The following is a 23820-nucleotide window of genomic DNA, read 5'->3' as shown; positions in this document are numbered from 1 at the left end:
CCTGGTCAACCGCGGGCCGGACTCGGCCGGCTGCCTGCGGCGGGTCCGCTCGCTGGGCGCGGCCGCGACGACCGTGCTCGGCAACCACGACCTGCATCTGCTGGCCGCCAGCGAGGGCCTGCGCGAACCCGGCCGGCGCGACACCCTGCGCGAGGTGCTGGACGCCCCGGATGCCGCGGAGCTGCTGGAATGGGTGGCCAGCCAGCCGCTGCTGCATGTCGACCCGGAAAGCGACTGGACGCTGGTGCACGCCGGCATCCCGCCGGTATGGGACACCGACACCGCCGCCGCCGAGGCGCGGCAAGTAGAGGCCGAACTGCGCGAACCGCGCCGGCGTCGTGCCCTGCTGGAGGTGATGTACGGCGACACGCCGGCGCTGTGGGATCCGGCCCTGCAGGGTTACGAGCGCCTGCGCTTTGCGATCAACGGCTTCACCCGCATGCGCATGGTGGAGGCCGACTCCCGGGCCGGCCTGGAATTCGCCAGCAACGGCCCGCCCGAGGAGGCACCGGCAAACCTGGTGCCCTGGTTCGACCACCCCGGGCGCCGCACCCGCGGGCAGCCCGTGGTGTTCGGCCACTGGGCCGCGCTGGGCCACCGGCGGGGGTCCGACTGGCTGGCCCTGGACAGCGGCTGCGTGTGGGACAACGCCATGACCCTCGCCCGCCTGGACGGCGCCACGCCGCAGACCGCTGCGGTGGAACACACCCCCTGCCCGGGGGCCTGAGAAGCACCCGGACGGGCCTCGTCAGCCCCGCCCGGGGCGGGAACCGTCGATCGGCTCGGCAGGCACACCCAGCACCTCGACGATCTGCAAACGCGCCGCCTCGGCGAGCTCGCGGCGCGGGCGATCGCGCCCCTCCAGCGGCTCCAGCACATGCACGCTCACCCGCGTGCGCGGACGGCACAACAGCCGCCAAACGTTGGATACCAGCCGCTCTTCTCCAGCATAGGCGACCGGAACGGTACCGTCGCTGCCGGTCTCGTAGTCCAGAGCCACCGGCTGAACCGGATGCACGGTGCCGGTTACCGCCGCGAACAGCCGCGGATGGAAACGCCGCAGGCCGTTTCCGAAGGTCGTGGTACCTTCCGGAAACACCACGAAATGCCGCCCCGCGTCCAGCCCCTCGCGCATCGCCTCCACGTGCGCCGATGCCTCGTGGCCGCCGCGACGGATGAAGCGCGTACCGTGGCGTCGCGCCAGCCAGCCAATGATCGGCCAGCGGGCGATCTCGGCCTTGGACAGGAAACAGGGGTCCACCGCCGCGCCCACCAACGGGATATCCAGCCAGGACACGTGATTGGCGACCACCAGCGACGCCTCGCGGGGCGCTTCTCCCGCGACCTCGCAGTACACGCCGGCCAGCTCCAGCGCCCTGCGGTACCAGGCGCGCCGCACCTGCGAATGCGCCTCGGGTCCGGCGCGCTGCCGCTGGAGTCGCCAGGTAACCCAGACCCCGACCAGCAGATGGCCCAGAATCCGGATCAGCCGGAACACCCCTCTTGCCATACCTCTCATGCCCGTCCCTTGTGTTGCGGGACCACCGCGGGATTGCACGTGCCCCGATCGCGCCGCCCATGGTAAACGAGACCCGCTTCCGCCTGTGGCCGGAAAACGCGCGCAGGCCGGCGGACCGGACCCGTGGAATACCACCGGGGCCCGGTCGCGCGAAAATGCGGGGAGTTCGGTCGGCCTACGGCAGCTGGCCGGTGTAGGCGCCGGATTCGACCGGCAGGTCCTCGCCCTCCCAGGACTTCATGCCGCCGGCGACGTTGACCACGTTGCTGAAGCCCATCTCCTGCAGGCGCAGGACCGACAGGGCAGCGCGCCCGCCGGTGGCGCAGATAATGGCCACGGGCTTCTCGCGCGCGGAGTACAGCGCCTCGATACGATGCGGGGTATTGGGGTCGGCCGCGCCTTCCAGCAGGCCGCGCGGGATCAGCAGCGAATCCGGCACGTGGGCCCGTTCGTACTCATAGGGCTCGCGCACGTCGACCAGGGTCCAGTCCTCGCCCTTCTGGATCGCCTCGTGCAGCTCTTCCGGGGAGATCTCGCGGATGTTCTCGCGTGCCGCGGCGACAAAATCCTTCATCAGCTTTTCGCTCATGGGGCATTCCTTTTGTTCGGTGAAGTTTCGATGGTTGAACGGATAACCCTTGCAGTCTGAGGGCTTCGCCGCTGATTTCAAGCTCAGTGTTTCTCTGGCTCAGTGTTTCTCCGGGGGCGTCATTCACCCGCCGCCAGACGCTGCGCCAGCGTCGCGGGGTCGTCCACCGGCGGTTCGCAGTGCAGCCCCCGGCACAGCCAGGCGCGCGGCCCGCCCGCGCGCGGCGCCTTGCCGGCCAGCGCCTCCGGCAGGTCGGTGGCGTCATCGGGAATCGGGAACACCCGCGCCGCGCCATCGGCGGCAGCGATCGTCCGGCGCGCATCGGCCAGCGCCTCGCCCTGCCCGCGCAGGACCACCAGCGGCGGCGCGTGATAATGCATGTCGAGCGCCACCAGCAGGCTCATGTGGCCCATCGGCGCCTGCTCGATCATCGGCCCGGCGTTGGCCAGGGTACCCTCCGCCGCCTCCAGATAGCGCGGTTCGGCCAGCAGGTGCCCCAGCCGGATCAGGCACTGCGCGGCGATCCCGTTGCCGGCGGCCATGGCATCGTCGGAATACACCTTGGGCCGCTGGATCAGCGTCTCGTGATCGCGCGCGGTGTAGAAGAAGCCGCCGCCGGCGTCATCGTGGAAGTCCTCCATCAGGGCCCCGGCCAGGGTCACGGCCCATTCCAGCAGCTCGCTGTCCCATTCGGTCTCCAATAGCGCCAGGGTGGCCTCCAGCAGCGCGGCATAGTCGTCGAGGCAGGCGCGCGGCATGGCCGAGGTCGCCCCCTCGCGATAGCTGGCGTACAGACGGCCGTCGTGCCAGTGCAGGCGCCGCACCGCCGCCATTGCGTCCTGTGCCAGCGCCAGCCAGTCGGGACGATCCAGCGCGCGGGCGGCGCGCGCCAGGCCGGTAATCATCAGTGCGTTCCAGCCCGCCAGCAGCTTGTCGTCGCGATGCGGGCGCACGCGCTCCTCGCGTGCCCGCAGGAGCCGCTCGCGCGCCCGGTCCAGACGGGCCGCCGCTTCCTCCGGGGCGATCTCCAGGGCATCCGCGACGGTGTCCGGCGGCACCACTTCGTGCAGGTGCCAGCGGCCCTCGAAGTTGGGCGGTCCCTGCAGGCCCCACACGCGCGCCGCGACCGCCCATTCTTCGGCCGTTAGCAGCGACTCCACGGTCTCCGGATCCCAGACGTAGAAGCGCCCTTCCTCGCCTTCGGAATCGGCGTCCAGGCTGGAACAGAACGCCCCGCTGGCATCCCGCATCTCGCGCTCGAGCCAGGCCACCGTCTGCTCCGCGACCCGCCGCGAGCGGGCATCGCCGCGCGCGCCGCGCTCGGCGTACAGACCCAGCAGCGGCCCGTTGTCGTACAGCATCTTCTCGAAATGCGGGATCATCCAGCGGGTGTCCACCGAGTAGCGACAGAACCCGCCGCCGACCTGGTCGAACAGCCCGCCGGCGGCCATCGCGTCCAGGGTGGCATCCAGCATCCGCCGGGACTCGCCGTCGCCGTGGCGGGCCGCATGCCAGGCCAGCCAGTCGAGCGAGGCCGGATGGGGAAACTTGGGCGCATCGCCGAAACCGCCATGCTCCGCATCGAAGCTCTGCGCCAGTTCCGCGCGGGCCTTGTCCACCACGCTCAGCGCCGGGATGCTGCCGCCCTCCGGGTTGTAGATCCGCGTGAGCGCCTGCTGCAGGGAATCGTTCTGGCGCCGGATCTCCTCCGGGTGTTCGGCGAGGAAATCGGCCACGCGGTTGAGCAGGTCGACGAACGACGGCAGGCCGTGCCGCGGGGTGCTCGGGAAATAGGTCCCGGCGAAGAACGGCACCTGATCCGGCGTCAGGAACACGGTCAGCGGCCAGCCGCCCGGGCGCTGCGCCAGCAGCATGTGCGCGTTCTGGTAGATGCGGTCCAGATCGGGCCGCTCTTCGCGGTCCACCTTGATGTTCACATAGCGCCGGTTCATCACCTCCGCGGTCGCCGGATCCTCGAAGGATTCATGCGCCATCACGTGGCACCAGTGGCAGGCGGAGTACCCGATCGACAGCAGGATCGGCTTGTCCTCGGTCCGCGCCCGCTCCAGGGCCTCCTCGCCCCACGGGTACCAGTCCACGGGATTGTCCGCGTGCTGTTGCAGATACGGGCTGCTGGAGCCGGCGAGACGGTTCATGGCGACCTCCCTGGAAACGTGGGTGGCGAAAGCCGGGACGAAGACGGTCCCGATGCGTGCGAATGCCTTGCAGGACCGGTAGGATGTGCGGCTGTTTCGGCCACCGCAAGCGCCCATGCCTGTTCACCCGTTTATCGATCCGGTCGCCTTCTCCCTCGGCCCGGTCAGCATCCACTGGTACGGGCTGATGTACGTCGTCGGCTTCCTGTCCTTCTGGGGGCTGGGCGTCTGGCGGGCGCGTTCGCGCGACTGGGACCCGCTGTCGCCGCAACAGGTCGGCGACCTGCTGTTCTGGGGCGCGATCGGCGTGATCATCGGCGGCCGCCTGGGCTACGCCCTGTTCTACAATTTCGATGGCGTGCTGGCGGACCCGCTAAGCCTGATCCGCCTGTGGGAGGGCGGCATGTCCTTCCACGGTGGTCTGATCGGCGTCCTGGCGGCCGCGTGGCTGTACAGCCGCCGGCTCCAGGTTCCGTTCTTCCGCCTGACCGACTTCGTCGCCCCGCTGATCCCCATTGGTCTGGGCGCCGGGCGCGTGGGCAACTGGATCAACGGCGAGCTGTGGGGCAAGCCCACCGACCTGCCGTGGGCAATGGTCTTCCCGGCGGCCGACTACGTGCCCCGGCATCCCTCGCAGCTGTACCAGGCCTTTCTCGAAGGCGTGGTGCTGTTCGTGGTGCTGTGGCTGGTGTCGCGCCAGCCGCGGCGCACCGGCCTGGTCTCGGGCCTGTTCCTGACGCTGTACGGGGCGTTCCGCTTCGTGGTGGAGTTCGTGCGCGAACCGGACGCGCACATCGGCTATCTCGCCTTCGGCTGGGTGACCATGGGCCAGGTGCTGTCGCTGCCGGTGATCCTGTTCGGCCTCGGCCTGATCGTCTGGTCGCGGCGGAACCCCCTGCCCGAACCCCGCCCGGACACCCCCGGGAAGCCCTGAGGACGCACCATGCGGCAATATCTGGACCTCGTCCGCCACATCCGCGACCACGGCAGCGACCGCCCGGACCGCACCGGCACCGGCACGCGCTCGGTGTTCGGCTACCAGATGCGCTTCGATCTGGCCCAGGGCTTCCCCCTGGTCACCACCAAGAAGACCCATCTGCGCTCGGTCATCCATGAGCTGCTGTGGTTCCTCGCGGGGGACACCAACGTGGGCTATCTGCGCGACAACAAGGTGACCATCTGGGATGAATGGGCCACCGAGAGCGGTGAACTGGGCCCGATCTACGGCGCCCAGTGGCGTTCCTGGCCACTGCCCGACGGAGGCACCCACGATCAGCTGACGGAGCTGCTGGACAACCTCCGCACCCGCCCGCACTCCCGGCGCCACGTGATCTCGGCGTGGAACGTCGCCGAACTGCCGGACGAGACCCGCGCCCCGCAGGAGAACGCGGCCGCCGGCCTTATGGCCCTCGCCCCCTGCCATGCCCTGTTCCAGTTCTACGTGGCCGACGGCCGGCTGTCCTGCCAGCTGTACCAGCGCAGCGCCGACGTGTTCCTGGGCGTGCCCTTCAACATCGCCAGCTATGCCCTGCTGACCCACATGATCGCGCAGGTGGTCGACCTGGAGCCCGGCGAATTCGTCCATACCCTGGGCGATGCGCACCTGTACGCTAACCATGCCAAACAGGTCGAAACCCTGCTGGAGCGCGAACCACTGCCGCTGCCGCAGCTGCACCTGAACCCGGAGGTGCGCGACCTGTTCGCGTTCCGCTTCGAGGACATCGAGGTCCGTGACTACCAGTCCCACCCCGCCATCCGCGCCCCCATCGCCATCTGAGCCATGACTACCCCGGAGATTCGCATCGTCGTGGCGCTGGACCCGGAACACGTGATCGGGCGCGACAACGACCTGCCGTGGCGGCTGCCGGACGACCTGCGGCATTTCAAGCGGGTGACCGCCGGCCATCCGGTGATCATGGGCCGGCGCACGTTCGAATCCATCGGGCGGGCGCTGCCGAAGCGCCGCAACCTGGTGCTGACCCGGCAGACCGACTGGCAGCAACCCGAGGGCGTCGAGGTCTTTTCCGACCTGGACAAAGCGCTGGCGAATATCGATTCGGGTCCGGCGTTCGTCATCGGCGGGGCCGGGCTGTTCGCCGAGGCCCTGCCGCGCACCCGGGTCCTGCACCTGACCCGGGTGCACGAACGCCATCCCGGCGATACGTATTTTCCCGCCATCGATCCCGCGGAATGGACTCTGACCGAGTCCGAATACCACCCGGCCGACGAGCACCACGCCTGCGCGTTCACCTTCGAGCGTCTGGAGCGGCGCTGAGCCGGATGGACTACATCAGCGCGTGCCGAAGCGCGGCAGCAGCCGCGCGGGCAGCAGCTGCACGAGGATGAAGCCCAGCAGGGCCGCGACCACGATGCTCGGCCCGGTGGGGGTATCCCATTGGAACGAGCCCGCGATCCCCGCCCCCACCGCGAGCATGCCCAGCACCCCGGCGAGGATCGCCATCTGTTCCGGGGTGCGGGCGAAACGTCGTGAAGTGGCCGCCGGGATGATCATCAGCGCCGTGATCAGCAGTACGCCCACCACCTGCATCGCCGCGGCGATCACCAGCGCGATCAGCAGCATCATGCCCAGCCGCACCGGCAGGGCCCGCACGCCCTCCACCCGCGCCAGTTCCTCGTGCACGGTCAGCGCCAGCAGAGGCCGCCAAAGCGCGATCAGCAGCACCAGCGCGATCAGCCCGCCGAGGGCGATCGCCAGCAGGTCGTCACGTCCCACCGCGAGGATGTCGCCGAACAGATAGGCCATCAGGTCCACCCGCAGCCCCTCGACGAAGGCCACGGCCACGATCCCCAGCGACAGCGCGCTGTGTGCGAGGATCCCCAGCAGGGTGTCCGAACCCAGCTCCTGATAGCGCTGCAGGATCACCAGGAGCACCGCGATGGCGATGCAGACCAGCGTCACCATCAGGTTGAGGTTGAGCCCCAGCAGGAAACCCAGGGCCACCCCCAGCAGTGCCGAATGCGACACCGTGTCGCCGAAATAGGCCATGCGCCGCCACACCACGAAGGCCCCCAGCGGCCCCGCGACCACCGCCACCATCAGGCCCGCCAGCACGGCGCGCACCAGGAAGTCGTCCAGCCAGCCGGCGATGTCCATCAGTGACGGCACCCCGGGCCGTGCTTCGGGTCGTCACAAGCCCCGGCCGAGTCTTCCGGAGCCCCGTCCAGTGGCCGAACCTCGCCGTGCAGACCGTGCACATGGTTGTGGTTGTGGGTATAGACCGCCAGCCCGCGCAGATCCACGCTGGGAAACAGCCGCCGGTATTCCGGATGCTGCGATACCTCCTCGGGGTTCCCGGTACAGCAGACATGCTGGTTCAGGCAGATCACGGTCTCGGCGCCGGCCATCACGAAATGCAGGTCGTGCGAGACGATCAGCACCCCGCAACCGGACTCGCGCCGGATGTCGTCCAGCATCACGAACACGTCGCCCTGCCCGACCACGTCGACCCCCTGAGCCGGTTCGTCCAGCACCAGCAGATCGGGCTCGCCCAGCAAGGCCCGCGCCAGCAGCACCCGCTGGGTCTCGCCGCCGGACAGGGACTGGATCGGCGAATCGATCAGGTGACCGACCCCCACCCGCTCCAGCTTGGCCAGCAGTTCACGCCGCGGCAGTCGCTGGCGCATGCGCAGAAAGCGATATACCGACAGCGGCAGCACCGGTTCGATCTGCAGCCGCTGCGGCATGTAACCGACCCGCAGATCCGCCACCCGTTCCACGTGACCGCCATCCGGCTGCCACAATCCCATCAGCACGCGGAGAAGGCTGGTTTTGCCCGCGCCGTTGGGACCGATGATCATCGCCGCCTCGCCCGGGTGCACCGCCATCGAGACGCGGTCCAGGATGGTCCGTCCCCCCCGTTCAATGGTCACCTCCCGCGCGGCCACGAGCGGGCCCCCTCCCCGCGACGGCCGTTCCGTCGGGCGAGTTCCCCGGAGCCAGTGCTGGACGTGCGCGAACATGGTGGTATTGTATAACATTCAGAACCCAGACGGAGCCCCAGTCATGATGCGCAAGCGATTCCCCCTTCTCTCCGGCGCCCTTGCCGCGGGCGCCGTATTCGCCACCCCGGTCCAGGCGGACGATCCGCGGATCGTCTCCAGCGTCCTCCCGATTCACGGCCTGGTGGCGGGGCTGGTAGATGACGTGATGCAGGCCGATGTCCTGCTGCCGCCCGACGCCTCCCCGCACGGCTACTCCATGCGGCCCTCCGAGGCCCGTCGTCTGCAGAATGCGGACGTGGTGGTCTGGGTCGGACCGGATCTGGAGACCTTCCTCGAATCGCCTCTGCGCAATCAGGGAGAAGGTACCACGGTCGTGACGCTGATGGAGGACATGGAGCTTGACCTGCTGTCGACGCGCTCGGGCGGGGTCTGGGAACCGCATGACCATGACCACGACCATGATGCGGCGCATGAGGAGGCCCACGAAGAAGGACATGGCGGTGAGCATGACCACGGCCATGACCATGAGCACGGGCATGATCACGACCACGGGCATGACCACGACCAGGGGCATGACCGTGACCACGGGCACGACCACGGCAACGGGCACCGGGACGCCCACATCTGGCTGTCACCCGACAACGCCCGGGCGATCGTGACGCAGCTTGCGGACCGACTCGGCGAGAATTTCCCCGACAAGGCCGGCGCCCTGGAAGACAACCGCGACCGCATGCTGGGACGCATCGACGAGTTCGATGCCGACCTGAAAGAGCGTCTGGAACCGGTGCGCGGCGAGGCCTTCGTGGTGTTCCACGACGCCTACCAGTATTTCGAGGCCCATTACGGCCTGAACGCAGCCGGCTCCATCACCGTCGACCCGTCCCGCAGTCCCGGGGCACGGCGCATCAGCGAACTGCGTGATCGCCTGTCCGCGGACGATGTCACCTGCCTGTTCACCGAACCGCAGTTCCGCCCGGCGCTGGCCGAGACCATCGTGGAAGGCCACGCAACCCGCCTCGGAGAGCTGGACCCGGTCGGCGTCGACATCCAGCCCGGCCCGGACGCCTGGTTCGAACTGATGGACGACCTGGCCGACGGCTTCCTCGACTGCATGAAGCGCGAATAAGCCCCGTCGGCCGGGGCATTCGCAAAGGGCATTCGCCTGCGAGCAGGCTCCTACGGGCCGGTACACGCCATGTAGGAGCCTGCTTGCAGGCGAAAGGGGCAGGTGGGCGGGCCCGGAAGAAGCCCGCCCGGATGGTGCCTCAGCCGTGGGTGCCGGTGCGCGTTTCCGCGCCAGCGGCATCGCCGGCCGATTCCTGATACGCCACATCCAGGGCCTTGGCCGCGGCCACTTCGTTGAAGCGGCGGTTCGGCAGGTTGTGCGGCGACGACTTGATGGTGTCGATGTCGTCCGCCGACTCGGCGAGGATGCAGGCCATGGCCTCGACGAAGGCGTCCAGGGTCTCCTTCGACTCGGTCTCGGTGGGCTCCACCAGCAGGCATTCCGGCACCAGCAGCGGGAAGTAGGTCGTCGGCGCGTGGAAGCCGTGATCCAGCAGCCGCTTGGCCACGTCGCCGGCGGTCAGCCCCGTCTCCTTCGCCTGCTTCTTCAGGGTGACAATGAACTCGTGGGTCGCGCGGCGCTCGGGGTAGGCCAGGTCGAAGCCGGCCGCCTTGAGCTCGCTCGCGAGGTAGTTGGCGTTGAGAGTGGCGAACTCGGCGACCCGGACCATGCCCTCGCGACCCAGCATGCGCATGTAGACATAGGCCCGCAGCAGCACGCCGGGGTTGCCCATGAACGCGGACAGCCGGCCGATGGTTTCCGGACGGTCGGCCTCCTCGGCCAGTTGGTAGCCGCCCTGCCCGTCCTTTTCCACGTGCGGCACCGGCATGTACGGCAGCAGCCGCTCGCCCACACCCACCGCGCCGGAACCCGGCCCGCCCCCGCCGTGCGGCGTGGAGAAGGTCTTGTGCAGGTTCATGTGGATCACGTCGAAGCCCATGTCGCCCGGACGCACCTTGCCGAGGATGGCGTTGAGATTGGCGCCGTCGTAGTACAGCAGGCCGCCGGCCTCGTGCACGATCTTCGCGATCTCCTCGATGCGGCGCTCGAACACGCCCACGGTGGACGGGTTGGTGAGCATGATCCCGGCAGTCTGCGGACCCACGGCCTCGCGCAGCGCCTCGAGGTTCACGTCCCCGGTCTCGTCGGTGGGGATCTCGCGCACCTCGTAGCCGCACATGATCGCGGTGGCCGGGTTGGTGCCGTGCGCGGCGTCGGGGACGATGATCTCGCGGCGCTCGGTGTCGCCGCGGGCATCGTGGTAGGCGCGGATCATGGCCACGCCGGTGAACTCGCCCTGCGCGCCCGCCATCGGCGCCAGCGACACGTCCTGCATGCCGGTGACCTCGCGCAGCATCTCCTGCAGCTCGTACATGGTCTGCAGGAAGCCCTGGCTGTGGCTGGCCGGGGCCAGCGGATGGCGATTCAGGAACCCGGGCAGCATCGCCAGGCTGTTACAGGCGCGCGGGTTGTATTTCATCGTGCACGAGCCCAGCGGATAGAACTCGGTGTCGATGGAGAAATTCTTCTGCGACAGCCGCGTGTAGTGACGCACCACGTCCAGCTCCGAGGCGGCCGGCAGGCCGGGCGCCGACTTCCGCCGCAGGTGCGCGGGGATGGCCGTGGCCGCGTGTTCCTGCGGCGCCTGGGCCACGGCGGAGCGACCGGCGTGGGAATGTTCGAAGATCAGCTTGGTTTCCGTGGTGTTCATGGCGGTTTCTCGCTTCGGTATTCGGGTAGACGGCGGGCCCCGGCGGATCTGCACCGCGCGGGGCCCGCCGGAGGCCTGTCGCGTTACTGGGTGGGGCTCAGCGTCGCCCGGTCGTCCAGCGCGGCGAAGACCGCGTCGTAGTCGGGTTCGTCGCCGATCTCGGGGACCAGCTGGGCATGCATCACCAGGTTGTCGGCATCCAGCACCAGCATCGCGCGGGCGGTGATCCCGGCCAGCGGTCCGTCCTGGATCAGCACGCCGTAGTCCTTGGCGAAATTGCGATCGCGCATCATCGACAGCACCGTGACGCGCTCCAGCCCCTCCACGGAGCAGAAACGGTCCATCGCGAAGGGCAGATCGGCGGAGACGATGAGTGCATGCACGTCGGGGCGCTGTTCGACGAACTGGTTGATCTTCTTGGTCGACTCGGCACACACCGGCGTGTCGAGACTGGGCACGATGTAGATCATCTTGCGCTTGTCGCCGAAATCGGCGAGCGAGACATCGTTGAGGTCCTTGCCCGTCAGGTTGAAGTCCGGAGCCGGCGAACCCACGTGGGGCAGGTCGCCGTTGGTGTGGATCGTGTTGCCCTCTAGCTTGGTCTCGGCCATGTCAGCCTCCTCGGCGGTTGGGGTATGGCACGTCGCGTGGAGTGGCTCCCCGCTCAGGCCGCGCGGGCCTGCTCGCAGGCAGCCACGTACTGCTCCAGATCGTTCTCGTTCTTGGTCTCGGTCACGCAGGCCAGCACGCAGCCGTCCAGCGCCGGATAGTCCCGGCCGAGGTCGTGCCCCGCGAGCAAGCCGGCATCCGCCATCGCCTGCAGCTGCCCGGCGGCATTGCCGCCGAAGTCGAGCGCCACCTCGTGGAAGTACTCACCGGTGAAGCGCGGCTTGATGCCCTTCGCGGCGAGCTTTTCCACCAGTGCATGGGTGTTGGCGTAGCAGGCCTCGGCCACCCGGGTCAGCCCCTCGTCGCCCAGCATGGACATGTGGATGGTCGCCGCGGTGACCACCAGCCCCTGGTTGGTGCAGATGTTCGAGGTGGCCTTGGAGCGGCGGATGTGCTGCTCGCGGGCCTGCAGCGTCAGGACGAAGCCCGGCTTGCCGTCGGCGTCCTCGGCCCGACCGACGATGCGCCCCGGCATCTGCCGGATATGCTTCTTGCGCGTGGTCATGAAGCCGAAGTACGGCCCGCCGGAGGACAACGGCGCGCCCAGCGGCTGGCCCTCGCCCACGGCGATGTCCGCGCCCTGGCTGCCCCACTCGCCCGGCGGCTTCAGCAGCGCCAGCGAGACCGGATTGACCACGCCGATGACCGGGATCTCGCGCTCTTCGGCCCAGCCGGTCAGGCCGTCCACATCCTCGAGGATGCCGAAGAAGTTCGGCTGGCTGATGATCATCGCGGTGATGTCGTCGTCGGCGTGCGCGGCCAGCGCCTCCACCGGGGTCTGCCCGGTGGTCTCGTCGAACGGGACCTCGACCAGCTCGATGCCCTGATTGCCGATCAGGGTGTCGATCACCCGGCGGTACACCGGATTCAGCGCACCCGGGACCAGCACCCGCTTGCTCTTCGACCGGCGGTTCACGCGCACCGCCATCAGCACGGCCTCGGCCAGTGCGGAGGCGCCGTCATACAGCGAGGCGTTGGAGGCCTCCATGCCGGTGAGACGGCTGATCATGGTCTGGTATTCGTAGATCAGCTGCAGCGTGCCCTGTGACGCCTCCGCCTGGTAGGGCGTATAGGCGCTGTAGTACTCGCCGCGGGTGGCGATCTGCCACACGGCCGCCGGGATGTGGTGCTCGTACGCCCCGGCGCCAATGAAATTCAGCGGCATGCCGTCCATTGCCGCCCGTTCCTGCATCAGGCGGGTGATCCCCATCTCGTTGAGACCCTCGGGGATGCCCTCCAGCGGTGGCGCGCGCAGTCCGGCCGGGATCTCGTCGAACAGATCCTCCACGGAGTCGGCGCCGATGCGCTCGAGCATCGAACGGATGTCTTCTTCGGTATGCGGAATAAACGGCATGACTTTCTCGCTTTCGCTGACGCGAAGTTCTTCGGCGGCGCCCCGGTGTCCGCCGGACACCGGGGTTCGGCCGCCACCAGTGGCTTCAGGATTCGGCTTCGACGTGCGCGGCGTAGGCGTCCGCGTCCATCAGGGCGTCCAGGTCCGCGGCATTCGCAGGCTTCATCCGGAACAGCCAGCCATCCTCGAACGGCGACTCGTTGACCTTCTCGGGGCTGTCTTCCAGCTCCGCGTTGGTCTCGGTCACCTCGCCCCCGATCGGGGCATAGATGTCGGAGGCGGCCTTGACCGACTCGACCGTGGCACAGGCCGTTCCGGCTTCCAGGCTGCTGCCGGCCTCGGGGGCCTCGACGAACACCAGATCACCCAGCAGCTCCTGCGCGTGATCGGTGATGCCGATGGTCACCGTGCCATCGTCCTCGGTACGAACCCATTCGTGGCTCCTGGTGTACTTCAGATCCTTCGGTGCTTCGCTCATGGCGTCTTCCTTATAGCGTTGAAACCCGGTACGCAGTGTAGCGCACTAAAATTGTATGGCTCGCATCAGCCGGAGGGCAGTTCGATCAGCGGTTCGCCGTTGCGCACGAAGCCCGGGCGCACGACCCGCACGGGCAGGTGCTTCCCGCGGATCTCCGCCTCCAGGCGTTCGGCATCGGCCGCGGCGGCCGGCACCCGCGCGAAGCCCACGGACATGCCGAGGCTGGGCGCGAAGCTGCCCGAGGTCACCACGCCGTCGCCGGCGTCGGTCACGATCCGGGTGCCGCCGCGCAGCACGCCGCGGCCCTCCAGCACCACGCCCACCAGGCGCTGCTGCACACCCGCGGCCTTCTCGCGCTCGACGGCCGCGCGGCCGATGAAGTCGCGCCCGGCGTCCTTCAGCGCCACGGTCCAGCCGAGGTTGGCGGTCAGCGGGCTGGTCTCGGTGTCCATGTCGGTACCGTAGAGATTCATCCCGGCCTCCAGACGCAGGGTGTCGCGGGCGCCCAGGCCAATGGGGTCGACCCCGGCGTCCAGCAGCGCCTGCCAGAAGCCCTCGGCCTCCGCGGCCGGCAGCATCACCTCGAAGCCGTCCTCGCCGGTGTAGCCGGTCCGCGCAACGAACCACTCGTCGTTCCACAGCGCGGAGAACGGCTTGAGTTCCCCGGCGCTGCGCAGGTCTTCCGGCAGCAGCGGCAGCGTCTTGTCCACGGCCTGCGGACCCTGCACCGCGATCAGGGCGAATTCCGGGCGCGGCTCGACGCTGACATCGAAGTCCTGCGCCACCGTCTGCATGTGGGCGATGTCGCTGTCGGCGGTGCCCGCGTTGACCACCGCGCGGTAGGCATCCCCGCCCAGCCAGTAGATGATCAGGTCGTCGATCACGCCGCCGCGCTCGTTGAGCATGCAGCTGTACAGCGCGCGGCCCTCGGTCTTCAGTTTGGCCACGTCGTTGGCCAGCAGATAGCGCAGGAAGGCCTGCGCCTGCGGCCCGCGGATGTCGACCACGCGCATGTGCGACACGTCGAACATGCCGGCGCCGGCGCGCACCTTCTTGTGCTCTTCCATCTGCGAGCCGTAATGCAGCGGCATCTCCCAGCCGGCGAAATCGACCAGCTTGGCGCCGGCGCGTTCGTGGGCGGCATGGAGCGGGGTTTTCTTCAGCGTCATGCTTTTCGTCCTGCAGTTGTTCCGGCGTCGATGGCGTCGCGGTCATCCGCGCATAAAAAAAGGGCGGCCGGCAGGATCACTGCCGGCCGCCCCTCTGTCCTGAAACCTGAGAGTTTGCGCGCCCCGCGGTCCTTGTGGACCCGGGCGATCGCCCCCTTCGGTGGGCCGTCTGCCGGCCGCTCTCCAGAGTTCGCCGTTTCATCATCCCGGTCCTGAAGCCTGAGCGATTCCGGGCGGATGTTGCGCCTTCGGCGTCTGCGGCGCGCGCCCGAGGCGCGGCGCGGCAGAACTCTTCCAGGATGATGTGCGGAGCTTTCGTACCCCGCTGGCGTGAGATCAATTATAGGCGATCCGGCGCCGGAACCCAATGCCCCGGTTCACGCCGGGTCCATGGGATCGGGTCCATGGATCAGATCAGCGGCGGATGCCGTCCAGCCCGAACGCGCGCAGCGCGAGCTGGCGCTTGACCGGGACCAGCCCGTTCACCAGCCGCACCCCGGCGCCGCGCAGCTCCGGCAGACCGGCACGGCGGGTGCCGAACAGCAGGCGGAAGCCGTCCATCGCGCGCTGCATCATCGCGTTCTCCGGGCGCCGCGCGCGGGTGTAGGCGCGCAGCCCGCGCGGATCACCGGGATCGCGCCGGTTGGGGCCGGCCAGCTGGCGCAGCAGGGCGTCGACGTCCGCCAGCCCCAGATTGAGCCCCTGCCCGGCCAGCGGGTGGATGGTGTGCGCCGCGTCCCCGGCCAGCACCACCCGCCCGGAGAAGTAGTCACGCGCATGCCGCGCCACCAGCGGGAAGGCCGCGCGCGGCGAGGCCCCGGTGACCGGCCCGGGACCGCCATCGATCGCCGCCGACAGCGCGTCGATGAATGCGCCATCGTCCATCGCCATTACGTCGTCGGCCTCGATCTCCGGCAGCGACCAGACGATGGAACAGCGCCCGTCGCCCAGCGGCAGGAAGGCCAGGATGCGCTCGTCGTCGAAACGCTGCCAGGCGGTGTCGCCGTGCCCCTGCGCGGTCTCCACCGTGGCCACCACGCCGCGCGCGTGGTACGGGCGCTCGTCCACTGCGATCCCCGCACGTTCGCGCAGGGCCGAACGTGCCCCGTCGGCCGCCACCACCAGGCGCGCCGAGGCCAGCGGCGCATGCCCCTCGGCATAGACATCCACCCGATCGGGCCGCAGGTCCACGCTGCGCCACGCGGTCTCCGGCCACAGCGCCACGCCACGCTCGCGCAGGGCCTGCCACAGCACCGCCTCCAGCGCTGCGTTCTCCACCGTCCAGCCGAGTTCGGGCACGCCCAGATCATCCGCGTCGAAGCGGATATGCGCGGGGCCGTGCGCGTCCCACACCTGCATGCCGGAGAAGGCATGGGCGCGGTTGGCCGCCAGGGCCTCCTGGACCCCCAGACGATCCAGCAGGCCCATGGCCGCGGCGTTGAGCGTGACCACCCGGGTCACCGGCGCGGTCGCCGGATCGAACGCCGGTGCCGGTCCGCGCTCCAGCACCGCCACCCGCATGCCCGCGCGGGCGCAGCCCAGGGCGGTGGCCAGGCCGGTGGCGCCACCGCCGACCACCAGCACGTCCAGCGGCTCGCCAGCGCGCGTCATGCCCGCGCCTCCGGCAGTCGCGACAGGGTATGCCGCGGCACCGGCCGCAGCCCCATCGCCCCGCGCGCGAAGGCATCGCGCAGCGGCGGCACCCGGTCGACCGTCATCATGCCCAGGCCCAGCGCGTGACCCAGCAGTCCGTCAACATGGCGCATCCCGCGGGCGAGGAAATCGGTCACCCCGACGATGCGGCGGATGTCGCCCTCGCGCCGGCGCGCCCAGGCCTCCAGCACGTGCCGCCCGCCGGGATCGGCCACGAACGCGGGGCGCCCGTCGGGCTGCGCGCCCTCGCGCAGTACGCCCAGCAGATCGGCCACGTCGCGCAGCGCCAGGTTCAGCCCCTGGCCGGCCACCGGATGCACCGAGTGGGCGGCGTTGCCCAGCAGCAGCGCGCGTTCGGCGAACGGTTGCGGCGCATGCATCCGCTGCAGCGGGAAGCGCAGCACGTCCCCCGCCGGGTGCAGCCGCCCCAGCGCCCAGCCGAAACGTTCCTGCAGCGCCGCCATGCGGGCCGGCTCGTCCAGTTCCAGGCGGGCGTCGCAGACCTCCGGCGGGGCCACCCAGACCACGTTCATGCGCCCGTCGGCCTGCGGCAGCAGCGCCAGCGGCCCCTCGTCGGTAAAGCGTTCGAAAGCCTCGCCGTCATGCGCACGCGAGGGCCGCACGTCGAACACCAGGGCATCGGCATCGTAGCGATGGCGCTGCACCGGGATGCCCAGCGCCTCGCGGGTCGGCGAGCCGACGCCGTCGGCGGCGATCAGCAGGCGCGCGCGGCAGGACCACGCCCCGTCGGGACCCTCCAGGTGCAGGCGGCGCGCGCCGTCCTCGGCGGCCTCCACACCCGCCAGCGTGGTGGCGTGATGACTGGCCACCCCCGCCGCATCCCGGGCCCGCGCCAGCAGGGGATCCAGCGCCGCGGCCGGCACCACCTGACCCAGGGCCTCGCGGCCCATCTGCGCGGCGTCCATGCGCACCCGGCCCAGCCCGCCGCGGCGGCTGACCACGATGCGCCGGATGGGCGCGGCCGTGGTCGCCAGCTCCGCCCAGTAGCCGAGATCGTCCAGCAGGGTCACCGAGCCGGCCGCCAGGGCATAGCCACGGGTGTCCTCGCGCGGATGCTCCGGATCCGGCGCCGGGCCGCGTTCGAACAGCCTCACCGTGTAGCCGGCGCGTGCCAGGGTGCAGGCCATCAGCCCGCCCACCGGCCCGCCGCCGACCACGGCGATGTCGGTCTCGGTTTGCGTTTGAGTTTGAGTTTGCGTTCCGCGATTCACGGTGGCCTCCATGCGCCTCCCTCTGCCCCGGTTTCAGCGACGTCCGGCCGCGCCGTCGGCCATGCAGGCCTCGATGGCCTCCACGGTCTTCGGACAGGCCTCGGTCAGCACCTCGTGCCCGTCGCGGGTCACGGCCACGTCGTCCTCGATGCGCACGCCGATCCCGCGCAGGTCCTCCGGGGTCTCGCAGTACGGGCCGAAATACAGGCCGGGCTCGACGGTCATCACCATGCCCGGCTCCAGCTGTCGCCAGACCCCGCCCACGCGATAGTCGCCCACGTCGTGGACATCCAGCCCGAGCCAGTGACCGGTACGGTGCATGAAGAACGGGCGATACGCCTCGTCCTCGATCAGCGCATCCAGCTCGCCCTCGAGCACGCCCAGATCCCGCAGCCCGCGGGTCAGCTCGCGCACCGCGACGTCGTGCGGATCGTTCCAGTGATGCCCGGGCCGCACCGCGTCGATGGCGGCGCGCTGCGCGTCCAGCACGATCTCGTAGACCTCGCGCTGGCGCCCGCCGAAGCGCCCGCCCACCGGGAAGGTGCGGGTGATGTCCGAGGCATAGCCGCGGTGCTCGCAACCGGCGTCGATCAGCAACAGATCGCCGTCGCGCAGCACGTCGCGGTTCTCGATGTAGTGCAGGATGCAGCCGTTCTCGCCGCCGCCGACGATGGACGGATACGCCGCCTCGGTGCCGTGGCGGTGGAACTCGTGGGTGATCTCGGCGGCCACCTGGTATTCGGTCATGCCGGGGCGGCAGGCCTGCATCGCGCGCCGGTGCGCCCCGGTGGAGATCGCCGCGGCGTGGCGCATCATCTTCAGTTCCGGGGCCTTCTTGAACAGGCGCTGCTCGTGCAGGTGGTGTTCCAGCGCGGCGAACTCGTGCGGCACCCGCACCCCGCTGCGCGCCGCGCGCCGGCGCACCTGCTGCAGCCAGCCGAACAGCCGCCGGTCGAAGCCCTCGTCGCGGCCGAACGGCGCGCACAGCTCGCGGCGGTTCTCCAGCAGTCCGGGCAGGATCTCGTCGATGTCGTCCACCGGGAACGCGCAGTCGGCACCGAACCGTTCCATCGCCCCTTCGGGCCCGGCGCGGCGTCCGGTCCAGGTCTCCATCTTCGGGTCCCGATCGCGGCAGAACAGGATATATTCCCCGGCCTCGCGCCCCGGGGCCAGCACCGCGATGGCGTCCGGTTCCTCGAAATCGGTCAGATAGAGGAAATCGGAGTTCTGCCGGAACGGGTACTCGACGTCGCGGTTGCGGGTGGTCTCCACCGCGCCCGGGATCACGATCAGGGCATCGCCCCCGGCCGCGCGCATCAGGCGCTGGCGGCGACGGGCCAGCTCACCGGCGGGGATCTGCGGCGCGCGGCTCATTGCATCGGGATCCGGGTCGGGTTCTCGGGGGCCAGCTCGTCGGCAATCAGCAGCACGCCCACGCGCACGTATTCGGACAGCTCCTCGAAGTCCTTCTCCGAGGCCTCGCTGTCCTCCGGCTCGGGATCCATGCGCGCGATCTCGGCCAGATCCCGCAGGATCTCCGCCGACTCGGCCGACGGCTTGAGCCCGCCCAGCCGCGGCGTCTGCCCCAGCCCGCTGATGAACCCGTCGGCCCATTCCGACAGCGCCTGGGCGCGGGTCTCGATCTCCGCATCCTCCGGCACCAGCGGGGCAAAACCGAGCTCGATGTCGTACAGCTGCGCCAGCAGGTGCCGGCGCAGCTCGTCCACCAGCCGGTCGAATGCCTCGGCGGGGTTCTCGGTCAGCGGCAGCGCCTCGCCCAGCGATTTGATCAGCAGGTCATTGCCGGCCTCGGGGTCCGCCACCAGGCAGCCGGTGATCAGGCCATGGGCCGAGGCCGGGGTCTGCGCGAACCCCATGGTGCGCAGGCCGTGGGCCAGGCGTTCTTCCCAGGGCTGCGCCATCAGAAGGCCTCCAGGCGGGCTTCGTAGGGAAACAGCAGAAAGCGGTAAAGATCATCGCCCATCTGCAGATGGGTGAACTGCGGCTCGCCCAGGCGGATCTCGCTGGAACCGGTCGCGGACAGCGCTGTCAGCCCGAAACGCTTGTCGCGGACCAGGTCCTCCAGCAGCTGTTCCAGTTCGCCGCGCGGGATCGTGCCGGTGTTGTCCACCACCCGGCACGGCTTGCCGTTGTGGGCCGTGCCTTCGATGATCGTGGCGTCGGGTGCGGGTTCGGGAGGCTGTGTCATGGGTCATATTCTGGCCACCCCCTGCGCGGGTCGCAACACAACCCGCCGGTGTTTCGGTTGACGGTTCCGCCGACCCCCTCCTAGACTCCGGGATTCAGGGACTTCGCTCCCGTTTTTCAAGCCCGAGGCCCGCCCCGCCATGTCCGACAGTGCTTCTTCCGGCAGCCACGCGCCCGACGCCCTCGACCGTCTCGAGGCCGCGATCCTGCGCCTGCTGGACGACAACGCCGAACTGCGCGAGGAAAACCGGGCCCTGCATGAGCAGGTCCGCCAGCTGCGCACCGAGCGGGCCACGTACCGCGAACGCAATGAACAGGCCCGTCACCGGGTCGAGACCATGATCGCCCGCCTGCGGTCGATGGAGCAGTCCGAATGAGCCAGTCTTCCGAACCGGTCCGCATCACCATCATGGGCAAGGAGTACCACGTCGCCTGCCCGCCCGAGGAGCGCGCCGACCTGTTCGCCTCCGCGTCCCTGATCGACGAGCGCATGCGCGAACTGCGCGACGGCGGGCGCGTGGTCGGGGCCGAGCGCATCGCGGTGATGGTCGCGCTCAACCTCGCCCACGAAAAGCTCGAGTGCCAGGAAGAGCTGGAACGGATGAAAAAGGGCGGGGCCGACGCCCCCGAACGCCTGCATGCGCTGGCCGAACGCATCGAGCAGAACCTCGGACGCGAGAGCGACACCCGGCCCAATCCGGAGACCGGCAGGCCGCCGCAGTCCTGAGCGGCGACCCGACCGGAGTTTGCCCGCCTGCCCGAAACTTTTGCACGGCGCTTGAGCATTCCCCCCGCATCTGGTCCATAATGATCCCGGACGCGTCGCTGCGGCGTTCGAACGTGGCCGGGTGGTACCCTTGAGCCTTAATGCAACACCCAGGGACCGAGTTCTTCCGTTTCGCTGTGCAGGTCCGCCCCCGAGCGGAAAGCCTAAAGATCCGGAGACTTCTCCCACCTGAACCGCTGGTTCAAGGTCGAAGGCCACGACGGCGCCTGCGGGGCGCGTCCTCTCTTTTTTCCCTGCCGATCCCCATGACCCCCACGGCCATGCCCACCACCGCGCACGCCCCCGATATCGACGCCCTCGCCCGCGAGGACGCCCGCCGGCTCCGGCGCGAGCTGCGCCGTCGCCGTGCGGCCCTGTCCGATGCCCGTCTGGCCGAGCACAACCGCGCGATCAGCGGTCACCTGCTGAAATGGCTGGAACGCTGGCAACCGCGCTGCATCGGCGCCTACCGCGGCCTGCGCGGCGAGGTCGACCTGACCGCGCTGACCTGCGCCCTGGCCCGGCGCGGCACGCGCATCGCCCTGCCGGTGATGGACACCCGCCGCGACGGCCGCATGCATTTCCACGAATGGCATCCCGAAGACCGCCTGTGCCACAACGGCTTCGACATCGCCGAGCCGTGCCCCGGTGCGCCGCAGGTCTGGCGCCGCGAGATGCAGGTGGTGCTGATGCCGCTGGTCGCCTTCGACCGCCACGGCAACCGCATGGGCATGGGCGCCGGCTACTACGACCGCTACTTCGCCCGGCGGCGCTTCGGCATCCACCGCCCGCGCCTGATCGGCGTGGCCCATGGCCTGCAGCAGGTCGAGGCCCTGCCGGTGCAGCCCTGGGACGTGCCGCTGGATGCCGTGGTCACCGAGACCGGCTGGCATGTATTCCCCCGGCACGGACAGGCCACTGCGACCCTGCAGACACCTGACAACGACTGATTCAAGGAACGCGACGACATGGGCTACTGGCTGATGAAATCCGAACCCGACGAGTTCGGCATCGACGATCTCGAACGCGTGGGCGTGGAACCCTGGGACGGGATCCGTAACTACCAGGTGCGCAACATGATGCGTGACCAGATGAAGAAGGGCGATCTCGCCTTCTTCTACCACTCCAACGCCAAGCCGCCGGGCATCGTCGGCATCATGCGCATCGAGAACGAGGCCTACCCGGACTCCTGCGCGTTCGACCCCGAGGACAAGCACTACGACCCGAAGAGCGATCCCGACAACCCGCGCTGGCTGCGGGTGGACGTCGCCTTCGAGGAGAAATTCGACGACATCCTCACCCTCGACTGGCTCAAGCAGCAGCCGGAGCTGGCCGACTGCCCGCTGGTGCGCCGCGGCAACCGCCTGTCGGTGATGCCGCTGACCGAGGATCAGTGGGACTTCATCCTCGCCAACGCGAAACGCGGACAGACCCGGGGCGGGACGAACCGGGGCTCCGCCTGATGGCGACCCTCTACCACTTCGCCCACGACCCGAAGGCCGACCGCATCCGCCTGGCCTGCGGGTACAAGGGAGCGGCGCTCGAGACCCGCGCGGTCGACTGGTTCGACGACGAGACCTTCTTCGAGCTGGGCATCGCGCGGCAGTCCCCGGTGCTCGCCACCGACGACGGCGGCCTGCATACCGACACCACGGCGGCCCTGCGCGCGATCGACGAGCTGTTCCCGAGCGGCGAACCGCTGTCCGCGGGGATCATCGCCGACGACGCCTGGCAGGCCCTGCTCGACTGGCGTGCCCGCGTGGACGTGGTCCTCGAACGCCTGTACGCCCCGCTGGCCCCCGGCTACCACGGCATCGGCGAGGACGCCGACGCCCTCGCCGACTTCAAGGCGAACGTGCAGCACCGCTTCGGCATGAGCGTGGAGGAACTGGCCAACGACCGCTACGACGGCTACCAGCAACTGGCCCGGCTGAGCCGCCTGCCCGAGCTCGCCCGCCACCTGGCCGCCAATGGTTTCTATCTCGGCCACCCCTCCATCGCCGACTGCGTGATCGCCGCCGACCTCTACCCCCTGCAGATGCACGACGGCATCAACCTGCCGGTGGACATGATGTACTACCTGCGCCGCGTCGAGGAGACCTTCAACACCCGGCTCGACGCCCGGTGGCTCGCCCGCTGAACCACCCCGACCCGCGCCGCGTCATTCCCGTGCCAGCTCCCGGGTGCGCAACCTCGCCATCGAGGACTACCACAGCGAGAAGCTGAGCGGATTGCCGGGAAGCATGGACAGGACTAGTATTGATCCTGACTGCCATTCCCATGGAGGATTCCCATGGAAGTCGTGAACGTTAGCGGCCTCAAGAACAATCCCACCGGCGCCCTGCGCAAGTCCCACGAAACGCCGGTACTGGTCATGAACCGGGACCGTCCCGATGCCCTCATCCTGGGATTGAACGATGCGGGGGAACTCGACGCGCCGGGTGTAAAGGTGGCTCTGGCCACCGCCCTGTTCCGTGACGGGCACCTCTCCCTCGCGCGTGCGGCGCGTCTCGCCGAGTTCGCCACGGCCGACTTCGCGCGCCATCTTTCCCGGCTCGGGATTCCCGTCGTGGACCTGAATGGCACGGAAGCGGACCACGACATGGATACCCTCGACGAATGGCTCGCCTCGTCCTGAGTGACGCCAGCCCTTTGATCGGGCTTTCGTTCGTGGATGGGCTGGAATGGTTGCCCCGTCTGTTCGGGACGGTCGGGATTCCGGAGGAAGTCGCCCGCGAGGTGCTGCCCGGACAGGAGAGGCCCGGGGAATCCGCCATCGCCGCCGCGCTGGACGCCGGCTGGCTGTGCCTCCGGGAAGGACCGCGTTCGTCGATACCGTTACCCGAACTGGATGAAGGCGAAGCAGCCTGTATCCGGATGGCCCTCGGCCACGATGAACCCGCCCTGGTGCTCATGGATGAACGGATGGGCCGCGCCCTTGCCCTTGAGGCCGGTATTCGTGTGGCGGGTACCGCCGCCGTGATCGGGATGGCGCGCCGCCAGGGTCTGATCCCGTCCGCGCGCGCGGTTTTCGAACGGCTTCACCAATCGGAGTTCCGCATCGCGGCCGACGTCATACGCACGGTGCTTGACCGCGTCGGCGAAAGCGAAGGCGAACAGGGCAGGGGCGCTGGTCGCTGACTGGTCCACCCCCGCGGACATCGAGGCGCACTGCGTCGCCGGCAGGACCGGGGCGCGCTCCTGGCGGAGCGACTAAGCCTCCCGGCTCGACGCCCAGTGGCTCGCCCGCTGAACCACCCCGCCCTCTTCGCGGCCAGGGCCGCTCC

27 protein-coding genes, 1 other RNA gene and 2 riboswitches are annotated in these 23820 nt (G+C 69.4%); of the genes, 13 read left to right on the top strand and 15 right to left on the bottom strand.

Features of this window, described 5'->3' with window-relative positions; genetic code table 11:
* Positions 1-727: symmetrical bis(5'-nucleosyl)-tetraphosphatase (locus B1A74_RS03070; protein ID WP_077243726.1), on the top strand; the 727-nt coding region annotated here is incomplete at its 5' end.
* Positions 728-748: 21 nt separating this feature from the next.
* Here the strand turns inward: B1A74_RS03070 and B1A74_RS03065 are convergent.
* From B1A74_RS03065 to B1A74_RS03055, 3 genes are all read right to left on the bottom strand, one after another.
* Positions 749-1486: a lysophospholipid acyltransferase family protein gene (locus tag B1A74_RS03065; RefSeq protein WP_167769396.1), complete on the bottom strand. Its 738-nt coding sequence runs from the start codon at positions 1484-1486 to the stop codon at positions 749-751.
* Between the two features lie 208 nt (positions 1487-1694).
* A complete protein-coding gene (locus B1A74_RS03060; RefSeq protein WP_077243724.1) occupies positions 1695-2108 on the bottom strand; it encodes a rhodanese-like domain-containing protein in 414 nt (137 codons plus the stop codon).
* Between the two features lie 119 nt (positions 2109-2227).
* On the bottom strand, positions 2228-4264 hold the full coding sequence (locus B1A74_RS03055) for a thioredoxin domain-containing protein (protein WP_077243723.1): 2037 nt from the start codon (positions 4262-4264) through the stop codon (positions 2228-2230).
* Positions 4265-4379: 115 nt separating this feature from the next.
* Between B1A74_RS03055 and lgt the strand changes: the two genes are divergently transcribed.
* From lgt to B1A74_RS03040, 3 genes are read left to right on the top strand one after another with little or no spacing between them, the layout of a single operon-like run.
* A complete protein-coding gene (gene lgt / locus B1A74_RS03050) occupies positions 4380-5198 on the top strand; it encodes a prolipoprotein diacylglyceryl transferase (RefSeq protein WP_077243722.1) in 819 nt (272 codons plus the stop codon).
* 9 nt (positions 5199-5207) lie between these two features.
* A complete protein-coding gene (locus B1A74_RS03045; protein WP_077243721.1) occupies positions 5208-6041 on the top strand; it encodes a thymidylate synthase in 834 nt (277 codons plus the stop codon).
* A 3-nt stretch (positions 6042-6044) separates the two neighbouring features.
* Entirely contained in the window at positions 6045-6539 is a 495-nt protein-coding gene (locus B1A74_RS03040) for a dihydrofolate reductase (RefSeq protein WP_077243720.1), read from the top strand.
* A 15-nt stretch (positions 6540-6554) separates the two neighbouring features.
* Here the strand turns inward: B1A74_RS03040 and znuB are convergent, their stop codons facing one another.
* Both znuB and B1A74_RS03030 read right to left on the bottom strand, forming a co-directional pair.
* Positions 6555-7379, bottom strand: a complete 825-nt coding sequence (gene znuB, locus B1A74_RS03035; RefSeq protein WP_077243719.1) for a zinc ABC transporter permease subunit ZnuB — start codon at positions 7377-7379, stop codon at positions 6555-6557.
* Positions 7379-8245: an ATP-binding cassette domain-containing protein gene (locus tag B1A74_RS03030; protein ID WP_077243732.1), complete on the bottom strand. Its 867-nt coding sequence runs from the start codon at positions 8243-8245 to the stop codon at positions 7379-7381. Before B1A74_RS03030 ends, znuB begins: the two co-directional genes overlap by 1 nt.
* 43 nt (positions 8246-8288) lie before the next feature.
* Between B1A74_RS03030 and B1A74_RS03025 the strand changes: the two genes are divergently transcribed.
* A complete protein-coding gene (locus B1A74_RS03025; RefSeq protein WP_077243718.1) occupies positions 8289-9353 on the top strand; it encodes a zinc ABC transporter substrate-binding protein in 1065 nt (354 codons plus the stop codon).
* 139 nt (positions 9354-9492) lie between these two features.
* Here B1A74_RS03025 and gcvPB read toward each other — a convergent pair whose 3' ends face one another.
* The 10 genes from gcvPB to B1A74_RS02975 form a co-directional block, all read right to left on the bottom strand.
* Positions 9493-11004 carry an aminomethyl-transferring glycine dehydrogenase subunit GcvPB gene (gcvPB, locus tag B1A74_RS03020; RefSeq protein ID WP_077243717.1) on the bottom strand — a complete coding sequence of 504 codons (1512 nt, stop codon included), beginning with the start codon at positions 11002-11004 and terminating at the stop codon, positions 9493-9495.
* A gap of 83 nt (positions 11005-11087) precedes the next feature.
* A complete protein-coding gene (gene tpx, locus B1A74_RS03015) occupies positions 11088-11615 on the bottom strand; it encodes a thiol peroxidase (protein WP_019569023.1) in 528 nt (175 codons plus the stop codon).
* A 53-nt stretch (positions 11616-11668) separates the two neighbouring features.
* Positions 11669-13027: an aminomethyl-transferring glycine dehydrogenase subunit GcvPA gene (gene gcvPA, locus B1A74_RS03010; RefSeq protein WP_026288901.1), complete on the bottom strand. Its 1359-nt coding sequence runs from the start codon at positions 13025-13027 to the stop codon at positions 11669-11671.
* A gap of 85 nt (positions 13028-13112) precedes the next feature.
* Complete coding sequence (gene gcvH, locus B1A74_RS03005) at positions 13113-13505, bottom strand: glycine cleavage system protein GcvH (protein WP_018946270.1); 393 nt, start codon at positions 13503-13505, stop codon at positions 13113-13115.
* Positions 13506-13570: 65 nt separating this feature from the next.
* Positions 13571-14674: a glycine cleavage system aminomethyltransferase GcvT gene (gene gcvT, locus B1A74_RS03000; RefSeq protein WP_077243716.1), complete on the bottom strand. Its 1104-nt coding sequence runs from the start codon at positions 14672-14674 to the stop codon at positions 13571-13573.
* An 84-nt stretch (positions 14675-14758) separates the two neighbouring features.
* Positions 14759-14871, bottom strand: a riboswitch (glycine riboswitch).
* Positions 14872-14981: riboswitch (glycine riboswitch) on the bottom strand.
* A 107-nt stretch (positions 14982-15088) separates the two neighbouring features.
* The gene (locus B1A74_RS02995) at positions 15089-16285 is read right to left on the bottom strand and encodes an FAD-dependent oxidoreductase (RefSeq protein ID WP_018946272.1); all 1197 of its coding nucleotides are present in this window, start codon (positions 16283-16285) and stop codon (positions 15089-15091) included.
* Positions 16282-17571, bottom strand: a complete 1290-nt coding sequence (locus B1A74_RS02990; protein WP_077243715.1) for an FAD-dependent monooxygenase — start codon at positions 17569-17571, stop codon at positions 16282-16284. Before B1A74_RS02990 ends, B1A74_RS02995 begins: the two co-directional genes overlap by 4 nt.
* 21 nt (positions 17572-17592) lie before the next feature.
* Positions 17593-18933, bottom strand: coding sequence for a Xaa-Pro aminopeptidase (gene pepP, locus B1A74_RS02985; protein WP_077243714.1), 1341 nt, complete (start codon positions 18931-18933; stop codon positions 17593-17595).
* Positions 18930-19481 (bottom strand): UPF0149 family protein, encoded by a 552-nt coding sequence (locus B1A74_RS02980; RefSeq protein ID WP_018946275.1) that lies wholly within the window; start codon positions 19479-19481, stop codon positions 18930-18932. The genes pepP and B1A74_RS02980 overlap by 4 nt, the downstream gene beginning before the upstream one ends.
* The gene (locus B1A74_RS02975) at positions 19481-19768 is read right to left on the bottom strand and encodes a hypothetical protein (RefSeq protein WP_018946276.1); all 288 of its coding nucleotides are present in this window, start codon (positions 19766-19768) and stop codon (positions 19481-19483) included. Before B1A74_RS02975 ends, B1A74_RS02980 begins: the two co-directional genes overlap by 1 nt.
* A 139-nt stretch (positions 19769-19907) precedes the next feature.
* On the opposite strand from B1A74_RS02975, the gene B1A74_RS02970 reads away from it, so the two are divergent.
* The 8 genes from B1A74_RS02970 (at position 19908) to B1A74_RS02935 (ending at position 23674) form a co-directional block, all read left to right on the top strand.
* Entirely contained in the window at positions 19908-20144 is a 237-nt protein-coding gene (locus B1A74_RS02970) for a cell division protein ZapB (protein WP_018946277.1), read from the top strand.
* Positions 20141-20494: a cell division protein ZapA gene (locus tag B1A74_RS02965; RefSeq protein WP_018946278.1), complete on the top strand. Its 354-nt coding sequence runs from the start codon at positions 20141-20143 to the stop codon at positions 20492-20494. The genes B1A74_RS02970 and B1A74_RS02965 overlap by 4 nt, the downstream gene beginning before the upstream one ends.
* Before the next feature lie 92 nt (positions 20495-20586).
* A non-coding RNA gene (ssrS, locus tag B1A74_RS02960) (6S RNA) lies at positions 20587-20772 on the top strand.
* Between the two features lie 42 nt (positions 20773-20814).
* Positions 20815-21483, top strand: coding sequence for a 5-formyltetrahydrofolate cyclo-ligase (locus B1A74_RS02955; protein WP_077243713.1), 669 nt, complete (start codon positions 20815-20817; stop codon positions 21481-21483).
* Positions 21484-21501: 18 nt separating this feature from the next.
* Positions 21502-21996, top strand: coding sequence for an EVE domain-containing protein (locus tag B1A74_RS02950; protein ID WP_018946280.1), 495 nt, complete (start codon positions 21502-21504; stop codon positions 21994-21996).
* Positions 21996-22673, top strand: a complete 678-nt coding sequence (locus B1A74_RS02945) for a glutathione S-transferase N-terminal domain-containing protein (RefSeq protein ID WP_077243712.1) — start codon at positions 21996-21998, stop codon at positions 22671-22673. Before B1A74_RS02950 ends, B1A74_RS02945 begins: the two co-directional genes overlap by 1 nt.
* A gap of 153 nt (positions 22674-22826) precedes the next feature.
* Positions 22827-23171, top strand: a complete 345-nt coding sequence (locus B1A74_RS02940; RefSeq protein ID WP_018946282.1) for a UPF0175 family protein — start codon at positions 22827-22829, stop codon at positions 23169-23171.
* A complete protein-coding gene (locus tag B1A74_RS02935; RefSeq protein WP_026288903.1) occupies positions 23153-23674 on the top strand; it encodes a PIN domain-containing protein in 522 nt (173 codons plus the stop codon). The genes B1A74_RS02940 and B1A74_RS02935 overlap by 19 nt, the downstream gene beginning before the upstream one ends.
* Positions 23675-23820: the final 146 nt, after the last annotated feature.

Source organism: Thioalkalivibrio halophilus (assembly GCF_001995255.1).
GTDB classification, from domain to species: domain Bacteria; phylum Pseudomonadota; class Gammaproteobacteria; order Ectothiorhodospirales; family Ectothiorhodospiraceae; genus Thioalkalivibrio; species Thioalkalivibrio halophilus.
This window is presented reverse-complemented; position numbering and strand designations above follow the sequence as displayed.

What these genes read in the sequence shown, in the direction of transcription:
- B1A74_RS03060 (WP_077243724.1), bottom strand. Translation starts at nt 2,108, where the DNA reads ATGAGCGAAAAGCTGATGAAGGATTTTGTCGCCGCGGCACGCGAGAAC.
- B1A74_RS03055 (WP_077243723.1), bottom strand. Translation starts at nt 4,264, where the DNA reads ATGAACCGTCTCGCCGGCTCCAGCAGCCCGTATCTGCAACAGCACGCG.
- lgt (WP_077243722.1), top strand. Translation starts at nt 4,380, where the DNA reads ATGCCTGTTCACCCGTTTATCGATCCGGTCGCCTTCTCCCTCGGCCCG.
- B1A74_RS03045 (WP_077243721.1), top strand. Translation starts at nt 5,208, where the DNA reads ATGCGGCAATATCTGGACCTCGTCCGCCACATCCGCGACCACGGCAGC.
- B1A74_RS03040 (WP_077243720.1), top strand. Translation starts at nt 6,045, where the DNA reads ATGACTACCCCGGAGATTCGCATCGTCGTGGCGCTGGACCCGGAACAC.
- znuB (WP_077243719.1), bottom strand. Translation starts at nt 7,379, where the DNA reads ATGGACATCGCCGGCTGGCTGGACGACTTCCTGGTGCGCGCCGTGCTG.
- B1A74_RS03030 (WP_077243732.1), bottom strand. Translation starts at nt 8,245, where the DNA reads ATGTTCGCGCACGTCCAGCACTGGCTCCGGGGAACTCGCCCGACGGAA.
- B1A74_RS03025 (WP_077243718.1), top strand. Translation starts at nt 8,289, where the DNA reads ATGATGCGCAAGCGATTCCCCCTTCTCTCCGGCGCCCTTGCCGCGGGC.
- gcvPB (WP_077243717.1), bottom strand. Translation starts at nt 11,004, where the DNA reads ATGAACACCACGGAAACCAAGCTGATCTTCGAACATTCCCACGCCGGT.
- tpx (WP_019569023.1), bottom strand. Translation starts at nt 11,615, where the DNA reads ATGGCCGAGACCAAGCTAGAGGGCAACACGATCCACACCAACGGCGAC.
- gcvPA (WP_026288901.1), bottom strand. Translation starts at nt 13,027, where the DNA reads ATGCCGTTTATTCCGCATACCGAAGAAGACATCCGTTCGATGCTCGAG.
- gcvH (WP_018946270.1), bottom strand. Translation starts at nt 13,505, where the DNA reads ATGAGCGAAGCACCGAAGGATCTGAAGTACACCAGGAGCCACGAATGG.
- gcvT (WP_077243716.1), bottom strand. Translation starts at nt 14,674, where the DNA reads ATGACGCTGAAGAAAACCCCGCTCCATGCCGCCCACGAACGCGCCGGC.
- B1A74_RS02995 (WP_018946272.1), bottom strand. Translation starts at nt 16,285, where the DNA reads ATGACGCGCGCTGGCGAGCCGCTGGACGTGCTGGTGGTCGGCGGTGGC.
- B1A74_RS02990 (WP_077243715.1), bottom strand. Translation starts at nt 17,571, where the DNA reads ATGGAGGCCACCGTGAATCGCGGAACGCAAACTCAAACTCAAACGCAA.
- pepP (WP_077243714.1), bottom strand. Translation starts at nt 18,933, where the DNA reads ATGAGCCGCGCGCCGCAGATCCCCGCCGGTGAGCTGGCCCGTCGCCGC.
- B1A74_RS02980 (WP_018946275.1), bottom strand. Translation starts at nt 19,481, where the DNA reads ATGGCGCAGCCCTGGGAAGAACGCCTGGCCCACGGCCTGCGCACCATG.
- B1A74_RS02975 (WP_018946276.1), bottom strand. Translation starts at nt 19,768, where the DNA reads ATGACACAGCCTCCCGAACCCGCACCCGACGCCACGATCATCGAAGGC.
- B1A74_RS02970 (WP_018946277.1), top strand. Translation starts at nt 19,908, where the DNA reads ATGTCCGACAGTGCTTCTTCCGGCAGCCACGCGCCCGACGCCCTCGAC.
- B1A74_RS02965 (WP_018946278.1), top strand. Translation starts at nt 20,141, where the DNA reads ATGAGCCAGTCTTCCGAACCGGTCCGCATCACCATCATGGGCAAGGAG.
- B1A74_RS02955 (WP_077243713.1), top strand. Translation starts at nt 20,815, where the DNA reads ATGCCCACCACCGCGCACGCCCCCGATATCGACGCCCTCGCCCGCGAG.
- B1A74_RS02950 (WP_018946280.1), top strand. Translation starts at nt 21,502, where the DNA reads ATGGGCTACTGGCTGATGAAATCCGAACCCGACGAGTTCGGCATCGAC.
- B1A74_RS02945 (WP_077243712.1), top strand. Translation starts at nt 21,996, where the DNA reads ATGGCGACCCTCTACCACTTCGCCCACGACCCGAAGGCCGACCGCATC.
- B1A74_RS02940 (WP_018946282.1), top strand. Translation starts at nt 22,827, where the DNA reads ATGGAAGTCGTGAACGTTAGCGGCCTCAAGAACAATCCCACCGGCGCC.
- B1A74_RS02935 (WP_026288903.1), top strand. Translation starts at nt 23,153, where the DNA reads ATGGCTCGCCTCGTCCTGAGTGACGCCAGCCCTTTGATCGGGCTTTCG.